The organism is Sphingomonas sp. So64.6b (assembly GCF_014171475.1).
Taxonomy (GTDB): domain Bacteria; phylum Pseudomonadota; class Alphaproteobacteria; order Sphingomonadales; family Sphingomonadaceae; genus Sphingomonas; species Sphingomonas alpina_A.
Genome location: NZ_CP048817.1, coordinates 3,675,061 through 3,695,074, shown reverse-complemented (window position 1 = coordinate 3,695,074; position 20,014 = coordinate 3,675,061). Strand labels below are relative to the sequence as shown.

The window sequence follows — 20,014 nt, the reverse complement described above, 5'->3', positions numbered from 1 at the left end:
CATGCCTAAAGTCCTCATCTCCGACCAGATGGATCCCAAAGCCGCGCAGATCTTCCGCGAACGCGGCGTCGAGGTCGATGAGATCACCGGCAAGACCCCCGAAGAACTGATCGCGATCATCGGCAATTATGACGGGCTCGCGATCCGCAGTTCGACCAAGGTGACCAAGGCGATCCTCGCCGCGGCGAAGAATTTGAAGGTCATCGGCCGCGCCGGAATCGGCGTCGACAATGTCGATATCCCGTCCGCGTCGGCACAGGGCGTGGTGGTGATGAACACGCCGTTCGGCAATTCGATCACCACCGCCGAACATGCCATCGCGCTGATGTTCGCGCTCGCGCGCCAGCTGCCCGAGGCCGATGCTTCGACCCAGGCGGGCAAGTGGGAGAAGAACCGCTTCATGGGCGTCGAGCTCACGTCGAAGACGCTCGGCCTGATCGGCGCCGGCAATATCGGCTCGATCGTCGCCGACCGCGCGCGCGGCCTGCGCATGAAGGTGGTGGCGTTCGATCCTTTCCTGACCCCGGAGCGCGCGATCGAGATGGGCGTGGAGAAGGTCACGCTCGACGAATTGCTCGCGCGCGCCGATTTCATCACGCTGCACACGCCGCTGACCGATCAGACGCGCAACATATTGTCGGCGGAAAATCTCGCCAAAACCAAGCCGGGCGTACGCATCATCAACTGCGCGCGCGGCGGGCTGATCGATGAGGCGGCGCTCAAGGCCGGGCTCGATTCGGGCCATATCGGCGGCGCCGCGCTTGACGTGTTCGTGACTGAGCCGGCCAAGGAATCGCCTTTGTTCGGCACGCCCAACTTCGTCTCCACGCCGCATCTCGGTGCGTCGACCAACGAAGCGCAGGTCAATGTCGCGATCCAGGTCGCCGAACAGATGGCCGATTATCTCATGTCGGGCGGCGTCACCAACGCGCTTAACGTGCCGAGCCTGTCGGCCGAGGAAGCGCCCAAGCTGAAGCCGTATATGGCGCTGGCCGAGAAACTCGGCTCGCTGATCGGTCAGCTAGCGCATGGCGCGCTGTCGGGGATCGCGATCGAAGTCGAGGGTGCGGCGGCATCGCTCAACCAGAAGCCGATCACTTCCGCCGTGCTCGCCGGCCTGATGCGCGTGCACACCGACACGGTCAACATGGTCAATGCGCCGTTCCTTGCCAAGGAACGCGGCATCGACGTGCGCGAAGTGCGGCATGACCGCGAAGGCGATTACCATACGTTGCTTCGCGTGACGGTGAAGACCGAGGCCGGCGACCGTTCGGTCGCGGGCACCTTGTTCGGCGACGCCGCGCCGCGTCTGGTCGAACTGTTCGGGATCAAGGTCGAGGCCGACCTTGCCGGCCACATGCTTTATGTCGTCAACGAGGATGCGCCCGGTTTCATCGGCCGGCTCGGCTCGCTGCTCGGCGAGGCAGAGGTCAATATCGGCACTTTCCATCTCGGCCGGCGCAATGCCGGCGGCGAAGCGATCCTGTTGCTGTCGGTCGACGAACCGGTAACGCAGGAGCTGCTCGCCAAGGTGCGCGGTCTGTCTGGCGTGCGCACCGCGATGGGGTTGTCGTTCTGATCTGCTAAAGCCCTCTCCCCGCCGGGGAGAGGGTTGGGAGAGGGGCTGTGCCGGCAACAGACGAGATATTGCTCAAGCGCGCCAAGGCGATGCGCAGTGAGATGTCGCAGCCGGAGCGCGAATTATGGACGGCGCTGCGAGCCAGACGCTTCGATGGCGTCAAATTCTCTCGGCAGGTTGTGATCGGTCCGTATATCGTCGATTTCGCAGCCAGATTGCGCAAGCTGATTATCGAGGTTGACGGCGACAGCCATGCGGGCAACGGGACATATGATGCGCGGCGCACTGCGTGGCTTGAACAACAGGGTTATCGGGTGATCAGGTTCAACAATTCCGACGTCATGTCGAATGTGGAAGGGGTGCTCCTGGCCATTGCCGCTGCGCTTGGGACTGCCCCTCTCCCAAACCCTCTCCCCGGAGGGGAGAGGGCTTAAGATGACTCACGCACTGCTCCCCGAAGGTTTTCGCGACCGGCTGCCGCCGTTCGCCGATGCTGCCGCGCGTCTCGAACAGGCAATCCTCGGGGCGGCCCATGCGCATGGCTATGAGCGGGTCGATCCGGCGCTGGCCGAATTCGAGGCAGGGCTGGCGGGCCGGCTCAAATCGGCGCGGGCCCAGGATGCGGTGCGTTTCGTCGATCCGGTGAGCCAGGCCACCCTGGCGATCCGCCCCGACATGACCGCGCAGATCGGTCGCATCGCCGCGACGCGCATGGGGCACCACCCGCGCCCGGTGCGGCTCGCTTATGCGGGGCCGGTGCTCAAGCTGCGTGCGTCGCAGCTTCGCCCGGAGCGCGAACTGCGCCAGATCGGCTGCGAACTGATCGGCCTCGATACTATCGCGGCAGCGCGCGAGATTGTCGAGGTCGTGGTCGAGGCACTGGCTGCGGCGGGCGTTGCCGGCGTGTCGATCGATTTCACCTTGCCCGACCTGGTCGATATCCTCGCCGCCGGGCCGTTCCCGGTCGATGCCGGCCGGATCGATGCGCTGCGCGACCGGCTCGATGCCAAGGACGCCGGCGGGGTCGCGGCGATCGCGCCGGACTATCTGCCATTGATCGAGGCGGCTGGACCGTTCGAGGCGGCGCATAACCGGCTGTGCGCGTTCGATGCCGGCGGGGCGCTGACCTCGCGGCTCGACGGGCTGTGGAGCATCGCCGAAGCGCTCAAGGGCCGCGTCGCGCTGACGCTCGACCCGACTGAGCGGCACGGCTTCGAATTTCAGAGTTGGCTTGGCTTTTCGATCTTCGCCGATGGCGTGCTCGGCGAGATCGGGCGTGGCGGCAGCTATACCATCGTGCATGAGGACGGCGCCGAAGAAGCGGCGATCGGCTTCTCGCTTTATGCCGATGCGATCGTCGCGGCGGGGCTCGGCCCGATCGACCGCCGTCGCCTGTTCGTGCCGCTCGGTACCGATCCTGCGCTGTCCGCGATGATGCGCGGCCAGGGCTGGGTCGCCGTCGCCGCGCTCGAGGCCGGCGATACGCCGGAAGCGCAACTCTGCACTCACATATTGGTCGGCAGCGAAGCCCGCCCACTCTAAGGATCTGTCATGGCAAATGTAGCGGTCATCGGCGCCCAATGGGGCGATGAAGGCAAGGGCAAGATCGTCGACTGGCTCGCCGAGCAGGCCGATGTCGTGGTCCGTTTTCAGGGCGGGCATAATGCCGGCCATACGCTGGTGGTCGGTGAGAAAGTCTACAAGCTGTCGCTGCTGCCCTCGGGCATCGTGCGCGGCACGCCGTCGGTGATCGGCAATGGCGTGGTGCTCGATCCCTGGCATCTGAAGGCGGAAGTCGAGAAGCTGACCGCACAGGGCGTGTCGATCTCGCCCGATACGCTGATGATCGCGGACAATTGCGCGCTGATCCTGCCGTTCCACCGCGATCTCGATTCGCTGCGTGAGGACGCCAGCGGCGCAGGCAAGATCGGCACGACGCGGCGCGGCATCGGCCCGGCCTATGAGGACAAGGTCGGCCGGCGCGCGATCCGCGTGTGCGACCTGGCGCATCTCGATGCGCTCGATGCGCAGCTCGACCGCCTCACCGCGCATCATGACGCGCTGCGTGCAGGGTTCGGCGAGCCGCCGATCGATCGTGCCGCGCTGGTCGAGGAATTGCGCGCGATCGCCGATTTCGTTCTGTCCTTCGCCAAGCCGGTGTGGCGCAACCTCAACGAAGCGCGATCGCGCGGACGGCGCATCCTGTTCGAGGGCGCGCAGGGCGTGCTGCTCGACGTCGATCACGGCACCTATCCGTTCGTCACTTCGTCCAACACGATCGCCGGCACGGCGGCCGGCGGATCAGGCCTTGGACCCGGCGCGGTCGGCTTCGTGCTGGGGATCGCCAAGGCCTATACGACGCGGGTCGGCTCGGGCCCGTTCCCGACCGAGCTCGAGGACGAGACCGGCGAGCGGCTGGGACAGCGTGGGCATGAATTCGGCACCGTCACCGGGCGCAAGCGCCGCTGCGGCTGGTTCGATGCAGTGCTGGTACGGCAATCGGCGGCGGTCGGCGGCATCACCGGCATCGCGCTGACCAAGATCGATGTGCTCGACGGGTTCGACGAAGTGAAAATCTGTACCGGCTACCGGCTCGGCGGCGAAACGCTCGACTATTTCCCGTCGCACGCGGCGGATCAGGCGCAGGTCGAACCGATCTACGAAACCATGCCCGGCTGGAGCGAAACCACCGCAGGCGCACGGAGCTGGGCCGAACTGCCAGCTCAGGCGATCAAATATATCCGCCGGATCGAGGAGTTGATCCGCTGTCCGGTCGCGCTGGTATCGACCAGCCCGGAACGCGAAGACACGATCCTGGTCCGCGATCCCTTCGCGGACTGACATACCGGTCCTTCGCGCCGCGAAGGACCGGTCGGTGTTACTTCGGTTCAGTGCTGTTGGCTGCCGGATCGACCGTGTTGGTGGTCGGCGTAGCGGTGTTGTCCATCGGCATGTCGTTGGCCATCGGCGTTTCGGTGGTGTTGCTGGTGACGTTGTTGGTCATCGACTGGCCCGGCGCAGTCGTCATCGTCGCCAGTGCGGCGGACGATAGACTCAGGACGGCGACACTCATTATCGTTGCGATACGCATGTTGTTCAGCTCCCGTTATGCCGCCTAATTTGGCGTCATCAAAGGAACGGCTTAGCGCCCGATATGGTCCGACATGGTTGCTCGCCCTGCCGTACGACTCCAACAGGTTATCGGGGAATTAGCCAAGTTCTTGGGCGCATCGAACCGGATAGAGCTGTTTTCGCCCGGCGGGCACCGGTATCGCGGTCATTTCGCGGGCTGACGGGTGTTCGCTGCGCCGACTGTTTGCAGGCGAATATAGGGCCTTCGTCGGCACTGTCAGGCGGGCAATTGCCATTCGATCGGAACGGTGAATTCGATGCGACTGCCCAATATGTCTTGCGGAGCGGCGGGATAGGGTGACGCGCGAGAAAGCATCGCCTGCCCTTCCTCATCAAGCGCGGCAAAGCCGGATTTGCCGATTACCTGCCCCTCCAGCAACTGGCCTTGCCGGTCGAGAACGAAGCGAACGCGGACGACGCCTTCCTCGCGCCGCATCCGCGACCGCCGTGGATAGGTCTTGTGCGCATAAAGCCAGGAGCGGACTTTGGCCGCATAGCTGCGGCTGTTGCCGGCGGGCGCATTGGCTTTCAATCCATCCGCAGCGCCCTTGCGCGGCGCGGAAAGCGTCGCCCCCGCTGCCGTCGCTGGTTGTGCCGCGGCTGATGCCGCTGCCACGGCCGGTTCGGGTGTCGGGGCGGGCGGGGCCGATGCAACGGACGGCGCGGTTGGTCGCATGACCGGCAGCGGTAACGATGGAGCGGAAGCAATGTCCGGCGACGGGATCGGCGGCGGATCGGGCGTAGTGGGTTGAGCCGGCTGCTGTTGTTCCACCTGCCGATCTTCCGGCGCGTCTTCCACCCCCAGCGGCACGGCCAATGACATGACCGTCAGGCTGGGCTGGTCCTGGCGCGACCGTTGCTGACCGATGCCGAGCTGAAGCAGCCCGATCAGTAACAGCCCGTTGATCGCCAGCGAGCAGATGGCGGGCAAACCAAGGCGGACTGACCTCTTCATCGGCGACTAGAAGGTTTTCGCGACGGTGAACTTGAAGGACTGCCCTTCGGCAGCGAGCGACGACAGATGACGGCGGAACGCTGCGTCGAAGACATTGTCGGCCGCGATGCGGAATTCGAACCCCTCGGCCGATCCGCTGCGCGGCTTGAACGCGAAGAACAAATTATGGACGTTATAGCCAGGTGTCGACAGCCCCGATCCCGCTGACGAGAAACTACCTGTAGTCACCTTGTCCTGGCGCTCGGCGAACTCGCCGGTCCAGCCCCCCGACAGGCCGGTCTTGGCATCGGCATAACCCAGCGTCAGGCGATAATCATTGGCCGGAATGGTGTTCAGATAATTGCCCGTCAGCTGGTCCTTGCCGTTGGTGAAGGACATGTTGCCGCGCGCGAAGAAGCCGCCAATGCCATATTCGGCTTCGACCTCGACACCGGTGAAGCGCGATCGGCCGATATTGGTGAAATAGGGCGTGCCGACGGCGTCGGCGGCATTGATGATCAGGTCCTTCACATTGTTGCGGAACACGGTGGTCTTCAGCCGCAGCTTGTCGGTCCGTCCGGCGAGGCCGTCGAACGACAGGGTGAAGCCCGCCTCGTAATTATCGGATGTTTCGGGGCGCAGATTGGGGTTCGACGGACGCGTGACGCTGCGTGTGAAGATTTCGTCGATATTGGGCATCCGGACGGTACGCGCGACCGATCCGAACAGACCGAACCAGTCGGTCAGCGAATAGATCGCCGCGATCTTGGGTGAAACGCCGCTGTCCTTCACGCGACTGGTCAGGACGGTACCGCCGACCAACGTGGCGCCGGGCTTCAGGTCGGTCCAGTCGATCCGTGCTCCGGGAATGATCATCAGCTTGTCGCCCCAGGAGATTTCGAGCTGAGCGAACAGGCCGTATTTGGTCATGTCGCCTTCGGGGTGCGTCCCGGCACCCGGCGTCACCGTGCCGTTAAAGGCGACGCGCGGATTGCGGCGTTGCTGCTCGTTCCATTGCGCACCGACGATCAGGAAACTGGTCCAGTCACCACCCAGGTCGAACTTGCTGGTGTTCTGCAGCCGGCCTTGCCAACCTTTGTAGGAAAAATCGGAATGTTCGAGATTGGCGCCGAGGAACGTCGTCTCGGTCTGATGCACCAGCGTGTTGGTGTAGGAGAGCTGTGCTTCGACGTTGAGCAGTTTGCTGCCGTCGAAATCATTGACATAACCAAGCACGGCGGTCCTGTCATGGACCCGGCGACGCATCAGCGAACTGCCGGTCGCCGCCGAAATCTGATCATAGACTTGCGGCCCGTCGCTGACCCAGTCCTGATACGAGGCCGAGATGGCGTGCTTGCGATTGCCGCCGATCGAGACGCGACCCTTGAGCAGGAAATTATCGGATTGTGCGGAGGAGGCCGGAACCACATTGCCATTGCCGTCCTTATAATCCTCGCTGCGCCGATAGTTGTAATTGCCGAGCAATTCCACGCCGTTCAGCGGTTCGATCGCGACAATACCCGACAGGGTATGACCCTCCGCATTGGTTTCGGTCGCCGCCTTCAGCCGGACTGCCAGTGGATCCCCGTCCTTGAGAAAGTCCGACGCATCCTTGGTGGTGAAATTGATCACCCCGGCCAGTGCGCCGGCGCCGTACAGAGTCGATGAAGCCGGGCCACGCAGCACCTCCACTCGCTTGTACAGTTCGGGTTCGCTGAAGAACGCGCCCATGCGATATTGTTCGTAGAATTTGGTCACGCCATCGACCGTGATCAGGATGCGATTGTCCGAATCACCGATCGCCGTGCCCATGCCGCGAATGTTGAAACCCTGTCCCAGCGCGCCGACGCCGCCCTGGACGTTCACGCCCGGAATCCCTTCCAGCAAATCGCCCATCGTACTTGCCTGGGTCTGGTCGATATCGTCCTGATCCAGCACAGTGACCGCCTGCGGCGTGTCGATCGCCACCTTTTCGGTACCGGCGGAGATGACCAGCCGATCAAGCGACAATTGCGTCGTTCCGGCGCCCTCATCCTCCGCCGACTGCGGGTCTGCGGTCGCGCTTTCCTGCGCAACGGCGGGTGCCGAAAATACCATCAATGCGATCCCGGCAAGGAGCGGCGCTTTCCTGTTCGTCATCTGATGTCCCCAAAAATCCCGCGGGCTGAAGCGATGGTCAGCCTCGACGGGCGATGCCATACAGCGCGTAAATGATATTGCAAGTGATTCTCAATATCTATATCAGCGCGTCCAGATGGGGAGAAAACATGAAGCGATTGATGAGTTCCGCCGCCAGAATCGTGTCGATCGTGGCCGTTCTGAGTGTGGGTGTGAGTCTGGGTGCGGGCATTGCCAGCGCCCATATGCCCTATGTCCTTCCGACCGTGTTCGACGTCGGCAAGGACGATCATGTGACGGTCGAATCGTCCTTCGCGGAGGACGCCTTTGTGCCGGAAGTGGCGATGCGCGACGCGCCGTTCCATTTGCTCCGGCCGGACGGTGCGCGAGGGGATGTCGGCCCGGTCACCTATCTGCGTGACCTGTCGGTCTTTGAGGCCGACCTGAAGGGGGACGGCACCTATCGCATCACCACCGGTCAGCGCGCCGGTCGCAAGGCGACGATGTACCGCGAGGACGGGAAATGGGTGATGCGTGCCGAGAATGGCGGCCCGGCGCCAGCCGGCGCGACGCCGGTCGAGGTGCAGAGCATGACCCTGGCCGATGCTTATGTGACGCGCGGCGACATTACACAGGGGGCGCTAAAGCCGGTCGGCACCGCGCTGGAGATTCAGGCCGTGACGCATCCGAACAGCATCAGCGCGGGCAGCGCGGCCGATTTCGTACTGCTGTTCGACGGCAAGCCGCTCGCCGGTGCGGACATAACCCTGTTCCGCAGCGCGGGCGTCCATGACGGGCGCAAGATCGCGGCGACGGCGAAAAGCGATGCCGCCGGCCGCTTCACGCTCAAGCCGGACGATGCCGGCACCTATCTCATTCTGGCGCGCCATCGCGCGGCGGCACCGGCCGGCGCGGAGACCCCGTGGCGCAGCTACACCTACACCCTTGCTTTCGACGCGGCCTGACCGCGCGCCATTTCAACAGGAGTTATCACCATGAAATCGATCTTCGCCGTTGCCGTGCTCGCCGCCATCACCCTTGCCGCGCCGGTTGCCGCCGCACCGCATGACGGCAAGGACTTCATCGCCGATTATGACAGTAACAGCGATGGCCAGGTGACCCGCGCCGAATTCGACGCGGCGCGCACCGCGCGCTTCGCGGCGACCGACGCCAATCGCGATGGCTGGGTGTCCGACGCGGAATATCTCGCCGAATATTCCGCCCGGTTGGAACAGCATCTCGCCGCATCGGGCCTGAACGCGGAAAAACGGACTGAGGAACGTCAGCGCCAAACCCGCCAGACTCATGTTCGCTTCGGTGTGCTCGACACCGACAAGGACCAGAAGATGCAAAAGGCGGAATATGACGCCTCCGGCGCGCGCGCCTTTGCCGGCATGGATGACGACCAGGACGGCACCATCACCGCGGCCGATGTCGCGGCGGTGAAGGTCAAGCAGGCGGCTCAAGCGGCGCAGCGTGCCGCGACGGCGGATGGCGCAACCGGGGGCGTGAATTAACCACCAGCACCTCCCTCGCCACGCCAGAACAAGTCCGGCGTTCTATTTCGGGGACACAATCTATTTCGGGGACACAATACTCAATAGATTAGTATTGTGTCCCCGAAACTGCTCCGAAACTGCTGCGTCTCGAAACTGCCAAGCAAGCCGCGAAGGCCGCCGAACACGGACCACGGAAAGGGTGGCGACCAACGGAGGCGAGCCGGGATGATGAAAACGGTTCCCGGCTTGCGCTGGGGAGCCGGGTCAGCGCAGGCCGAAAATACCGCCGGCCGTCACCCGCATTGCGCGCGGTGGAGCAATTTCTGATCGGCGAGCACCAGTGCGACCATTGCCTCGACCACTGGCGCGCCGCGGATACCGACGCATGGATCATGGCGGCCCTTGGTGGCGATCTCGGTTGCCCCGCCATTGCGGTCGATCGTCTCGACCGGGGTCAGGATCGAACTGGTCGGCTTGAACGCCACGCGCAAGCGGACGGGCTGGCCCGTCGCGATACCACCGGCGATACCGCCGGCATGATTAGCGAGGAATTCGGGACCATCAGTGCCCGGGCGCATCGCGTCGGCATTTTCCTCCCCGCGCAGCCGGGCCGCATCGAAGCCGTCGCCGATCTCGACGCCCTTTACCGCATTGATGCTCATGCATGCGGCGGCGAGTTCGGCATCGAGCTTGGCATAGAGCGGCGCGCCCCAGCCGGCGGGGACGCCGGTTGCCTCGCACGCGATCACCGCGCCGAGCGACGATCCGCTTTTGCGCGCGGCATCGACCAGCTTTTCCCAGCGCGCGGCGGCGGTCGCATCAGGGCAGAAGAACGGGTTTGCGTCGATCTGGTCGGGATCGAAATTGGCCGGGTCGATCGCGTCGCCGCCGATCGCCTCGACCCAGGCGCGGATCTTGACCTCGGGGATCGCCAGCCGCGCGACCGCTCCCGCTGCGACCCGTGCCGCCGTCTCGCGCGCCGACGACCGCCCGCCGCCGCGATAGTCGCGAAAGCCGTATTTGGCGTCATAGGCGTAATCGGCATGGCCGGGGCGATAGGCCAGCGCGACCTCCGAATAATCCTTTGAGCGCTGATCGACATTCTCGATCATCAGGCTGATCGGCGTGCCCGTCGTCTTGCCCTCGAACACGCCCGACAGGATACGCACCTGATCCGGTTCCTGACGCTGCGTGGTGAAACGCGACGTGCCCGGTCGGCGCTTGTCGAGGAAAGGCTGGATATCGGCCTCGGTCAGCGCCAGCCCTGGTGGGCAGCCATCGACGATCGCGCCCAAGGCAGGGCCGTGACTTTCCCCCCAGGTGGTGAAGCGGAAGACGCGGCCGAAAGTATTGAAGCTCAAAACCCTCTCCCTTCAGGGGAGAGGGAGGGGCCCGCCGCGAAGCGGTGGGAGGGTGAGGGGTTGGTGCCCTTTATGATTGCTTCGATTTGTTGCACGACACCCTCGATATTCTGCATCACGTCATTGTTCCAGAAACGACATACCCGATAACCTTCGCCCGCTATGACGGCGGTTCGCCGATCATCATAGGTCTTGGCACCATCTTCTGTATGCGTGGCACCATCCAGCTCAATGACAAGCTTTGCCTCAGCGCAGAAGAAATCGACGATGTAGCCGCACAACCAAACCTGCTGGCGAAATTTCAGTCCCGCTAATCTGCGCCCGCGCAGATGTTTCCAGAGCAGTAATTCCGGTTCGGTGGCTTCACGCCTGAGCCGTCGTTGGCGCTCCAGCGCCTCGTCGCCCGGTGGTCGCTTCATCCCCTCACCCTCCCATGCTGCGCATGGGCCCCTCCCTCTCCCCTTCAGGGAGAGGGGTTTTACGCCAGCGCGATATCCGGCGCGTCCTCGGCTTTCATGCCGATCACATTGTAACCGGCATCGACATGGTGCGTCTCACCGGTCACGCCGCTCGCCAGGTCGCTGAGCAAATAGAGCCCAGCACCGCCGACATCCTCGATCGTGACGTTGCGCTTCAGCGGCGAGTTCAACTCGTTCCACTTCAGGATCAGGCGGAAATCGCCGATGCCCGATGCGGCGAGCGTCTTGATCGGGCCGGCCGAGATCGCGTTGACGCGGATATTGTCGCGGCCGAGATCGACCGCGAGATATTGCACGCTGGTCTCCAGCGCCGCCTTGGCCACGCCCATGACGTTGTAATGCGGGATGACCTTTTCCGCGCCGTAATAGCTGAGCGTCAGCAGTGACCCACCGTCCGGCATCATCGCGGCCGCGCGCTTGCACACCGCGACGAACGAATAGACCGAGATGTTCATGGTCATCAGGAAATTGTCGAGGCTGGTATCGACATAACCGCCGCGCAGTTCGTTCTTGTCGGAAAAACCGATCGCATGAACGACGAAATCGATCGTCGGCCATTCCGCGGCGAGGTTTTCGAAGCATGCATCGAGGCTCGCCATGTCGGAGACGTCGCAATCGAACAGCCGCGCCACGCCAAGCTGTTCGGCGAGCGGACGCACGCGCTTCTCCAGTGCTTCGCCCTGATAGCTGAACGCCAGTTCCGCGCCGGCTTCGCTCAATTTCTTGGCGATACCCCAGGCGAGCGAGCGATCATTGGCGAGCCCCATGATCAGCCCGCGCTTGCCCTTCATCAAATCATTCACGCCGCCGTCGCCTCCTGTATGTCGCCTTGGCCGTCCTCCTCTACTCCGTCATCATCGCCCTCGGCTAGAGCCGCATTCAACTGCGCACCGACAACAAGACCCAGGCCGACAAAGAAAAAGTAGATCAGCGCGATCATCACGCCGGCAAGACTGCCATAAGTCAGATCATAACTGCCGAGCGTACTGAGGATCGGCGGCAACAAGGCGGTGACCAGCAGCCACCATCCGGCGGTGAACGCCGCCCCCGGCCATTTCGGGCATTTGCTCTCGCGATAGCGGCGCGGGGTGAGCGAATAGAACAGCATGTAGAGCGCGACGAACAGCGCGACGGCCGGTGCGATACGGCTCAGCGACACGATGCTGGCGGCATCGGCGGCGAACGGCAGCACGCGCAGGATGAACTGTTCGACCGCGAGCAGCATGACCTGAAAGCTGAACGCGACCAACGCCAGGATCAGCGAGGCGAGGATCAGCCCGATCGACCAGAGGCGATACTGCCAGAAAGGCCGGATGAATTGCACGCCGTACGCGCGGCGCAGGATGTCGCGAATCGTCTCGATAAAGCTCGCCGTGGTCCATAGACCGACCAGCGCGCCGAACCACAGCAAAGAGCCCGAACGCGCGGTGAGCACGTCGTGGATCGGGGTCTGCAGCACATTGGCGACGCTCGGCGGTACGGTACGCAGGAATGCATTGACCGTGTGCAGCCCTTCGTCGGTGCGTCCGAACAGCTGCGCGACCGCGGCGGCGACGATGAAGAAAGGGAAGAGCGTCAATAGCGAGAGATAGGCGAGGTTGCCGGCATGGACGAAGCCGTCGCTATAGGTGCCGATCGCAACGCGCTTGATCACTTCGCGCGTGTAGCTGCCGGGCCGTGCAAAGGCGAGGTGACGGCTCAGCTTGAGCCGCCCTTCCCCATGCCTCTTGCGGCGCTCCTCGGGGGATTCGGGTGATATTTCCTTCACGTAACCCTAGACGCCCATCCCACTACGCGGGTTCCCCGTGTCGCGATCCTTCCAGCCGCGCACGAACTCGACCAGCGCATCGTCGCCGACCGGCAAGTCGACCATCAAGGTGACCAGCTGATCGCCGCGCGTCCCGCCCTTGCCGTGGAAACCGCGCCCGCGCAGGCGCAACGTCTTGCCCGAGGTCGAGCCGGCAGGGACGGTCAACATCACCGCGCCCTCGACCGTCGGCACGCGCACCGACGCGCCGAGTACCGCTTCCGACAGGCTGATCGGCAAATCGATCCGCACATCGTCGCCGACCCGGTTGAAGAAACGATGCGGCTGGATGGTGATCGTGACGATGCCGTCGCCGGTGCCGCCCGGCCCTGCCTGACCCTTGCCGCCAAGCCGCATCTGCGTGCCGTTCTCCACGCCGGCGGGCAGTTTCAGGTCGATCGTCTTGCCATCGGCAAGCGCGATACGCTGCGGTGCAAGTGTCGCCGCGTCGACGAACGGCACGGTGAGTTTATAGGCGATGTTGGCGCCCTTGGGCTGAGGCTTGCGGCCGAATCCGCCAAAGCCGCTGGCGAAACCGCCGCCACGCCCGGAGCTGCCGCCGAACAGGCCTTCGAACAGGTCGTTGACGTCCGACGGGTCGCCACCAAAGCCGAAATCGCCGCCACCGCCACTGCCCGGCTTGAATCCGCCCTGGCCGCCGCCGCCGCTGCCGAAACCAAAGGGCGATGCCGGATTGCCCTCGCCATCGATCTCGCCGCGGTCGAAGCGCGCGCGCTTGTCCTTGTCGTTGAGCAGGTCATAGGCGTTGGTCGCCTGGCTAAACCGCTCGCTCGCCTTGGGGTTGTCCTTGTTGCGATCGGGATGCAGCTCCTTGGCGAGCTTGCGATAGGCTTTCTTGATGTCTGCCTCGCTGGCGGTGCGCGGCACGCCAAGCGTTGCGTAAGGATCGGCCACTTCATTCCCCGAATGCGTTTGGTATTCCGCGACCTATTTGGGGGATGAATGGGCCAAGTGCAATTCGCCCGGCTCCAATAAGGCGTGATGAATCAGGCGAGTGGCGCGACATCGACGCTCACGTCCATCTTCTGCGCGCCCGATCCGAGCACGATGCCGTCGATCGGCGCGATCTCGGCATAGTCGCGGCCGATCGCCATGACGATGTGATCGCCCGCCATCCAGATGCCGTTGGTCGGGTCGACCCCGACCCAGCCAAGATCGGGCCCGCACCATAACAGCACCCAGGCATGAGTCGCGTCGGCGCCGACCAGCCGTTCCTGGCCGGGCGGCGGGATGGTGCGGATATAGCCCGACGCATAAGCGGCGGGCAGGCCGGCGGCGCGCAGGCCGGTGATCATGATCTGTGCGAAGTCCTGGCACACGCCGCGCCGTTTCTCGAACGCCTCGTGCGGGACGGTGTCGACCAGGGTCGCCTCGGCGTCGAATTCGAACTCCTCCTGGATCCGGCGCGCGAGCGCGATCGCCGCGTCGAGACAGGGCCGGTCGGGATCGAGATCGATCGCGCACCACTCGGCGATATCGCGGTCGAGCGGGATCAGCGGCGAGGGGAACATGTAACTCGCCGGGCCGGCCGGCGACGCATCGCGGCTGGCGCGCGCGGCATCGGCGATCTGCGCCAGTGTCGGATCATCGCGCGAGGGCATCGGCACCGGCCGGTCGACCGTCATGCGCGACACGCTTTCGATGACGAGATGGCGCACCGGCTCCTCGACCACCAACCGCATGACATTGGCGAGACCGGCTTCCGCGCGGGCCGGCGCGCAGCGGCCCGAGGGCGAGATGCTCAGGCGATAGCTTTCAAGCACCTGGCCCGACCAGTGGATCGGCTTGAGACGCAGATTGCAGCGCGCGAACTTGACGTTCGCGCCATAATCGAAGCGGGTGATGTGGCGGATATCGTAGATCATGAGGTGAACGCCCGCCCATCTCCGTTCGTGCTGAGCTTGTCGAAGCACCGTTCTTTTTCCCCGGCTGGAGAGAAGAAGAACGGCCCTTCGACAAGCTCAGGGCGAGCGGCTGAGTGAGCTGCCGTCACGCCAGCGTCATCCCCGCCGCGCGCAGGGGTTCCGCGCCTTGCAGGAAATAACGCCGCGCGATCGCATCGGAGAGCGCGAACAAGCGACGCTCCAGATCGCCGAGCGATTCCTCAGTCAGGTTCACCGCGGTCGCGGTCGAGACGATCGCGACGAGCCCGGCGGCCATCGCCTGTTGCGGTTCGTCCATGCCGTCATCCTCGAGCACCGGCAGCGCGCGGACATGCTCGCAGATATGGTCGATCTGGAACGCCAGCGCGCGCGGATTGCCCGGGTCGAGTGCGACCAGGTCGACCACCGGAATCCGGGCGATCCCGGTCAGATAACGCTGGCGATAGCTGATCTGGCTGTCGGCCAGATCGAGCAGGGTGGACAGGTCGTCGACGCTGCCCTGCGGCATACCAAAGGCGCGCAAGGCGCGGGTGATCGCCAGCGCGCGTTCGATGCGCCGTCCAAGGTCGTGGAAACGCCAAGCGGCGGTCCGCCCCATATGCTCGGCCGACAGGCCCGATAGCGCGGCGTAGCGGCGTTGCAGCGATCCGGCGCGGTCGAGCATGCCGCCTCGCGTCGGGAATGGCGCATCGAGCAAACGCACCATGTCGGCGGAGAGCCGGTCGCGCGAGCCCTGGCCAATGCCGCACGCCAGCCGGTTAATCGCGCGCACGCTGTGCCAGCGTTGCTCGGCCTCCAGCGCGGTGCGGGTGAAGGCGGCAAGGTCGGCACGACGCAGGCTGGCGGGGTGCGGTGCGCCACCGCCATTCACGACCAGCCCGACCAGCCGGCCGACCGTCTGCGGCCCGAGCGCCGCGCCGGCATCGGCATCGATCGAATTGCCGAGCATCACGCGGATCACGTTGAGCAGCGCCTCGCCGCGTTCGAGATATCGGCCAAGCCAGAAGAAATTGTCCGCGACGCGGCTCGGTAAGGTGCCGGGATTGCGCCGGACATGGACCGATTCGGTGGTCGGCAGGAGCGATACGGGCGCGACGGCGTCATCGCCATGGATCACGACATCGGCCGACCAGCTGCCCTCCCCCATCACCGCCGCGCGCGGATCGGGATGCTCGCCGATGCGTGCGAAACCGCCGGGCATCACCGTCCAGGCGCCGTCCGCGCCGCGCGCCGCGAAGACACGCAGGGTGAAGGGCCGCGCGACCAGTGCCGCGTCTGCGACCACCGGCATGGTCGACAGGCGCACGATCTCCTGTCCGACATAATCCTGCGGCCGCTGCGCCATATCCGCCATCAACGCCGCGCGCGCCGCGCCGGTGATCTCCGATCCCGGCTTTGGCTGGCCATCGGACAGCCCAAGCGGCGCCACGCCGAAGGCCGGGCCGATCAGCATTGCGTCGAAATCCTCGATGACCCGCGCGCGCTCGCTGTCCTGACCGCACCACCAGGTCGCGATATTGGGCAGTAACAGGTCACGCCCGGTCAGGCGCATTGCGAGCTGGGGCAGGAACGCGCCGAACGCCGGCGATTCGAGTACGCCGACGCCAGGTGCGTTGGAGATGACCACTTCGCCGGCGGCCATCGCGTCGATCAGTCCGGGAACGCCGATCTTCGAATGCGAATCGAACGCGAGCGGATCGAGCATGCGCGGATCGCTGCGTTGCCACAGCGCATCGACGCGTTTGAGCCCGCCGATCGTGCGGACATAGAGTTTGTCCTCAAGCACCGCGAGGTCGGCGCCCTCGACCAGCAACAGCCCGAGATAGCGCGCGAGATGGGCCTGTTCGGTATAGCTTGGGCTGAACCGGCCCGGCGTGAGCAGGCCTATACGCGGTTCGACCCGCCGGCAAACCGCCGCCAGCCCCTCACGAAACGCCGCGAAGAACGGCGCATGGCGCTCGACATTGAGCCGCGACTGCAGCCCGCCCAGTGTCCTCGACACGGCCAGCCGGTTCTCCAGCGCGTAACCCGCGCCGGCCGGCGCGCGCAGATGATCGGCGAGCACGCGCCACTCGCCGGTCGGCCCGCGCCCCAGATCGATCGCGACGAAATGCAGTTGATAACCGCCGGGTGGCACCAACCCGGCCATCGGGCGCAGGAAGAACGGGCTGCCGCCGATCAGCGCGGCGGGGATCAGTCCGCGCTCGACCAGCTTCGCATCGCCATAGAGATCCTCGAGGATGGTCTCCATCAGCTCGGCGCGCTGTACCACGCCGGCGGCGATGCCGCGCCATTCCTCGCCATCGATCAGCAACGGGACGGGCGAGACCGGCCAGGGGCGCTCCTCGCTCTCGCCGATGATGCGGAAACCGGTGCCGATATCCTCGGCATGGCGCTGCACGCGCTCACGCGCATGCGCTAGATCGTCGCCCGCGACCGCCGCCAGTTCCTCGAACATCGCGGTCCAGGCCGGATCGTCGGCCTTTGCGCAGAGCACGTCACCCTGGAGTTTCTGTCCGCAATAGTCCGCGATCCAGCGCGCGGCATGCGTGCCCGGATCAAGCAGGGAAGGTGCGGCGAGGCTGGCCATCGGCTCTATCGGCTGCGCCCATCGGGGCCGCGTGTTGGACATATCCGCGCCATCGTCGTTCCCCGCACTTCATGGCGACTCGACCACAATCCCTTCGCGGGTGCAACAAGCTTGTCGCAAGCGCGGCTGTTCCAACCGCCAGCGGCGATTCTGATTTGAGTCGCGATCCGCGCTGAAATCGCAGCGTATTTCATGCCCAGACGCAGTTCGAGTTCCCGTAGCGACGGGAGGTTTTACGGGAAGATGCTTTTTTGCGAATTCTACGGGAAACCACGGGAAAAACTGCGGGAAAACCGACACGGCGCGACGGGAAAAATGTCGCTCGCTTACGGGAAAATCGGGAAATGGTGAGGAGCGTCATGGCCTGGTCGATTCCCATATCTGGTCGATTCAAAGGGTCCGTCGGATGAGCTTATGTGCGACGCGCCCATACATGACGACGCCCGAGAGCGATGTGAATCGAACACGCGGATTGCGGCACCAACCGTGGATCAGCCCGAGATAGCGTCCGTGTCGATCACCCGATCGATCAACGCGTCGTCGACCGGCACCTGACCGTCGAGCATCAGCATCGCCAGTCCATGCGCGATCGCCCAAGCCTGGAGCGCGATTACTTGCGCATCGCCGCCTTTTCCCTTCGCCAGCAAGGCGGCATTGGCGCGCAGGAACGCCATCGCGTCGTCCTCCTGTCCGTCGGGGTGCAGGTGGAATGAGGCTGGATTGGCAAAGATCAGCCGGAACAAGGCGGGATTGGCGAGCGCGAACCGGACATAAGCCGCACCGGTCGCGCCGAACCCGGCGACGCCGCCGCCGGCCGCATCCGACGCCGCGTGCTGCACGACCGCCAGCCGCGCCAGCCCCTCGGCCGCGAGTGCCGCCATCAACGCACCCTTGTCGGGAAAATGACGATAGACCGCCGTCGCGCTTACCCCGACCGCGCGCGCCACCTCGCGCAGCGACAGGTCATCGCCATTTCCCTGGCCAGCGCGGGTTTCCAGCAAGGTGAGGCCGGCATCGATCAGCGCCGCACGCAGATCACCGTGATGATAGGCTTTTTTGGGGGCAGGCGATTCTAATGTTGACACTGTTACCTTTTACGCTTTATGTGAACACCGTCAACTTGTAGACATATAACCCGTCATTGGGAGGCCATAATGGCAGGCATGATCGAAACCGCAATCCGCAGCACGGTGACCAAGAGCATCGGCGTTGTCGCCGAATTCAACCGCAAACGGCTCGATACCGATATCGATCATCCCTTTCTGACCGGCATCCACCAGCCGATGGCCGAGGAAGTGACGCTGGAGGATCTGCCGGTGACCGGCACGATTCCGGCGATTCTCGATGGGCGTTATCTGCGCATCGGCCCGAACCCGGTCGCGCCCGATCCCGCCGGTTATCACTGGTTCACCGGTGACGGCATGGTGCATGGCGTGGCGATCCGGGAGGGCAAGGCGCTCTGGTATCGCAACCGCTGGATCCGGTCGCGCCGCGCTGCCGATGGGCTGGGCGAGCCTCCAGCGCCGGGGCCGCGTCATGGCGGATTCGATACGGTCAACACCAATATACTGGCGATCGCCGGCCGCACTTTCGCGCTGGTCGAGGCGGGGAGCTATCCGGTCGAGCTGTCCGACACGCTCGACGAGCAGACCTACAACCCGTTCGACGACACGCTGACCGGCAGCTTCACCGCGCATCCGCACCGCGATCCGCTGACCGGCGAGCAGCATGCGATCGCTTATGAAGCGACCGACCCTGAGACGATCCGCCATGTGGTTCTTTCACCCGAAGGGCTGGTGGTGCGCGAGGAGCCGATCAAGGTGAAGCATGGGCCGTCGATCCATGATTGCGCGATCACCGCGCGGTTCGCGGTGATCCTCGACCTGCCGGTGACCTTCTCGATGAAGTCGCTGATCGCCGGCCACAGCTTTCCCTATCGCTGGAACCCCGATCATCAGGCACGGATCGGGCTGTTGCCACGGGATGGCCGGGGTGACGAGACGATCTGGGTCGATGTCGACCCCAGTTATATATTCCACGTCGCCAATGCGTTCGACCTGCCCGATGGCCGGGTGGTGATGGACGCGGTGGTCTATGACACGATGTTCGCCGACAGCACGGTCGGCCCGGACGCCATGTCGCGTGGGCTGGAGCGCTGGACGATCGATCCGGTGGCCGGCACGGTCGAGCGCCGTACGATCGACGCCACGCCGCAGGAATTTCCCCGCCCCGACGAGCGCCGCTTCGGCCAGCCTTATCGTTATGCCTATACGCTTGGCCTGCCGGCGAAGGACGACAGCTTTATCGGCGAGACTTTCATTTTGAAGCACGACCTGGAGACGGGGACGCGCGAGGTGCATGACTTCGGCACTGGACGGTATCCGGGTGAGTTTGTCTTCGTACCGGCGCGTGAGGACGCGGCCGAGGACGAGGGATGGGTCATCGGTCTGGTCGTCGACCTGCCGCGTCAGACGACTGATCTGGTCATCCTCGATGCCCGGTCCTTCGCGGGAGAGCCGGTGGCGAGCATTCATTTGCCGCATCGGGTTCCACCGGGCTTTCACGGGAACTGGCTGGCGGCTTAACTTAATTCTCCCCCGGGAACCGGGGG

At 64.6% G+C, this 20,014-nt stretch carries 18 protein-coding genes; 7 read left to right on the top strand and 11 right to left on the bottom strand.

Going from position 1 to position 20,014, the window contains the following annotated elements; all coding sequences use genetic code 11:
* The first annotated feature begins 1 nt into the window (after position 1).
* From serA to G4G27_RS17540, 4 genes are read left to right on the top strand one after another with little or no spacing between them, the layout of a single operon-like run.
* Positions 2 to 1,579 carry a phosphoglycerate dehydrogenase gene (gene serA, locus G4G27_RS17555; RefSeq protein ID WP_183109831.1) on the top strand — a complete coding sequence of 526 codons (1,578 nt, stop codon included), beginning with the start codon at positions 2 to 4 and terminating at the stop codon, positions 1,577 to 1,579.
* A gap of 47 nt (positions 1,580 to 1,626) precedes the next feature.
* Positions 1,627 to 2,013, top strand: coding sequence for a DUF559 domain-containing protein (locus G4G27_RS17550; RefSeq protein ID WP_183109830.1), 387 nt, complete (start codon positions 1,627 to 1,629; stop codon positions 2,011 to 2,013).
* A 1-nt stretch (position 2,014) separates the two neighbouring features.
* Positions 2,015 to 3,121 carry an ATP phosphoribosyltransferase regulatory subunit gene (locus G4G27_RS17545; RefSeq protein WP_183109829.1) on the top strand — a complete coding sequence of 369 codons (1,107 nt, stop codon included), beginning with the start codon at positions 2,015 to 2,017 and terminating at the stop codon, positions 3,119 to 3,121.
* Positions 3,122 to 3,130: 9 nt separating this feature from the next.
* On the top strand, positions 3,131 to 4,420 hold the full coding sequence (locus G4G27_RS17540; RefSeq protein ID WP_183109828.1) for an adenylosuccinate synthase: 1,290 nt from the start codon (positions 3,131 to 3,133) through the stop codon (positions 4,418 to 4,420).
* Between the two features lie 37 nt (positions 4,421 to 4,457).
* Here G4G27_RS17540 and G4G27_RS17535 read toward each other — a convergent pair whose 3' ends face one another.
* The 3 genes from G4G27_RS17535 to G4G27_RS17525 form a co-directional block, all read right to left on the bottom strand.
* Positions 4,458 to 4,652, bottom strand: coding sequence for a hypothetical protein (locus G4G27_RS17535; protein ID WP_210275209.1), 195 nt, complete (start codon positions 4,650 to 4,652; stop codon positions 4,458 to 4,460).
* A gap of 276 nt (positions 4,653 to 4,928) precedes the next feature.
* On the bottom strand, positions 4,929 to 5,666 hold the full coding sequence (locus tag G4G27_RS17530) for an energy transducer TonB (protein WP_183109826.1): 738 nt from the start codon (positions 5,664 to 5,666) through the stop codon (positions 4,929 to 4,931).
* A gap of 6 nt (positions 5,667 to 5,672) precedes the next feature.
* Positions 5,673 to 7,784, bottom strand: coding sequence for a TonB-dependent receptor (locus tag G4G27_RS17525; RefSeq protein WP_183109825.1), 2,112 nt, complete (start codon positions 7,782 to 7,784; stop codon positions 5,673 to 5,675).
* A gap of 128 nt (positions 7,785 to 7,912) precedes the next feature.
* Here G4G27_RS17525 and G4G27_RS17520 point away from each other — a divergent pair, with 128 nt between their 5' ends.
* Both G4G27_RS17520 and G4G27_RS17515 read left to right on the top strand, forming a co-directional pair.
* Positions 7,913 to 8,728, top strand: a complete 816-nt coding sequence (locus G4G27_RS17520; RefSeq protein WP_244624392.1) for a DUF4198 domain-containing protein — start codon at positions 7,913 to 7,915, stop codon at positions 8,726 to 8,728.
* A 30-nt stretch (positions 8,729 to 8,758) separates the two neighbouring features.
* Entirely contained in the window at positions 8,759 to 9,280 is a 522-nt protein-coding gene (locus tag G4G27_RS17515) for a hypothetical protein (RefSeq protein WP_244624391.1), read from the top strand.
* 275 nt (positions 9,281 to 9,555) lie between these two features.
* Here G4G27_RS17515 and aroC read toward each other — a convergent pair whose 3' ends face one another.
* The 8 genes from aroC to G4G27_RS17475 form a co-directional block, all read right to left on the bottom strand.
* The gene (gene aroC, locus G4G27_RS17510) at positions 9,556 to 10,623 is read right to left on the bottom strand and encodes a chorismate synthase (RefSeq protein WP_183109824.1); all 1,068 of its coding nucleotides are present in this window, start codon (positions 10,621 to 10,623) and stop codon (positions 9,556 to 9,558) included.
* Complete coding sequence (locus G4G27_RS17505; protein WP_183109823.1) at positions 10,620 to 11,042, bottom strand: endonuclease domain-containing protein; 423 nt, start codon at positions 11,040 to 11,042, stop codon at positions 10,620 to 10,622. The genes aroC and G4G27_RS17505 overlap by 4 nt, the downstream gene beginning before the upstream one ends.
* A gap of 59 nt (positions 11,043 to 11,101) precedes the next feature.
* Positions 11,102 to 11,905: an enoyl-ACP reductase FabI gene (fabI, locus tag G4G27_RS17500; protein ID WP_275944101.1), complete on the bottom strand. Its 804-nt coding sequence runs from the start codon at positions 11,903 to 11,905 to the stop codon at positions 11,102 to 11,104.
* The gene (locus tag G4G27_RS17495) at positions 11,902 to 12,870 is read right to left on the bottom strand and encodes a YihY/virulence factor BrkB family protein (RefSeq protein WP_183109822.1); all 969 of its coding nucleotides are present in this window, start codon (positions 12,868 to 12,870) and stop codon (positions 11,902 to 11,904) included. The genes fabI and G4G27_RS17495 overlap by 4 nt, the downstream gene beginning before the upstream one ends.
* Before the next feature lie 6 nt (positions 12,871 to 12,876).
* Positions 12,877 to 13,824 carry a DnaJ C-terminal domain-containing protein gene (locus G4G27_RS17490; RefSeq protein ID WP_183109821.1) on the bottom strand — a complete coding sequence of 316 codons (948 nt, stop codon included), beginning with the start codon at positions 13,822 to 13,824 and terminating at the stop codon, positions 12,877 to 12,879.
* A 92-nt stretch (positions 13,825 to 13,916) separates the two neighbouring features.
* Positions 13,917 to 14,795, bottom strand: a complete 879-nt coding sequence (locus G4G27_RS17485; RefSeq protein WP_183109820.1) for a transglutaminase family protein — start codon at positions 14,793 to 14,795, stop codon at positions 13,917 to 13,919.
* 124 nt (positions 14,796 to 14,919) lie between these two features.
* Positions 14,920 to 17,403, bottom strand: coding sequence for a circularly permuted type 2 ATP-grasp protein (locus G4G27_RS17480; protein WP_183109819.1), 2,484 nt, complete (start codon positions 17,401 to 17,403; stop codon positions 14,920 to 14,922).
* Positions 17,404 to 17,894: 491 nt separating this feature from the next.
* Positions 17,895 to 18,488 carry a TetR/AcrR family transcriptional regulator gene (locus G4G27_RS17475; protein ID WP_183109818.1) on the bottom strand — a complete coding sequence of 198 codons (594 nt, stop codon included), beginning with the start codon at positions 18,486 to 18,488 and terminating at the stop codon, positions 17,895 to 17,897.
* 69 nt (positions 18,489 to 18,557) lie between these two features.
* On the opposite strand from G4G27_RS17475, the gene G4G27_RS17470 reads away from it, so the two are divergent.
* The gene (locus G4G27_RS17470; protein ID WP_183109817.1) at positions 18,558 to 19,988 is read left to right on the top strand and encodes a carotenoid oxygenase family protein; all 1,431 of its coding nucleotides are present in this window, start codon (positions 18,558 to 18,560) and stop codon (positions 19,986 to 19,988) included.
* Positions 19,989 to 20,014: the final 26 nt, after the last annotated feature.

Excerpts from the sequence above, each read along its gene's own strand:
- G4G27_RS17515 (WP_244624391.1), top strand. The coding sequence starts at position 8,759 with ATGAAATCGATCTTCGCCGTTGCCGTGCTCGCCGCCATCACCCTTGCC.
- G4G27_RS17545 (WP_183109829.1), top strand. The coding sequence starts at position 2,015 with ATGACTCACGCACTGCTCCCCGAAGGTTTTCGCGACCGGCTGCCGCCG.
- G4G27_RS17480 (WP_183109819.1), bottom strand. The coding sequence starts at position 17,403 with ATGGCCAGCCTCGCCGCACCTTCCCTGCTTGATCCGGGCACGCATGCC.
- G4G27_RS17485 (WP_183109820.1), bottom strand. The coding sequence starts at position 14,795 with ATGATCTACGATATCCGCCACATCACCCGCTTCGATTATGGCGCGAAC.
- G4G27_RS17505 (WP_183109823.1), bottom strand. The coding sequence starts at position 11,042 with ATGAAGCGACCACCGGGCGACGAGGCGCTGGAGCGCCAACGACGGCTC.
- serA (WP_183109831.1), top strand. The coding sequence starts at position 2 with ATGCCTAAAGTCCTCATCTCCGACCAGATGGATCCCAAAGCCGCGCAG.
- G4G27_RS17540 (WP_183109828.1), top strand. The coding sequence starts at position 3,131 with ATGGCAAATGTAGCGGTCATCGGCGCCCAATGGGGCGATGAAGGCAAG.
- G4G27_RS17520 (WP_244624392.1), top strand. The coding sequence starts at position 7,913 with ATGAAGCGATTGATGAGTTCCGCCGCCAGAATCGTGTCGATCGTGGCC.
- G4G27_RS17530 (WP_183109826.1), bottom strand. The coding sequence starts at position 5,666 with ATGAAGAGGTCAGTCCGCCTTGGTTTGCCCGCCATCTGCTCGCTGGCG.
- G4G27_RS17535 (WP_210275209.1), bottom strand. The coding sequence starts at position 4,652 with ATGAGTGTCGCCGTCCTGAGTCTATCGTCCGCCGCACTGGCGACGATG.
- G4G27_RS17525 (WP_183109825.1), bottom strand. The coding sequence starts at position 7,784 with ATGACGAACAGGAAAGCGCCGCTCCTTGCCGGGATCGCATTGATGGTA.
- G4G27_RS17470 (WP_183109817.1), top strand. The coding sequence starts at position 18,558 with ATGGCAGGCATGATCGAAACCGCAATCCGCAGCACGGTGACCAAGAGC.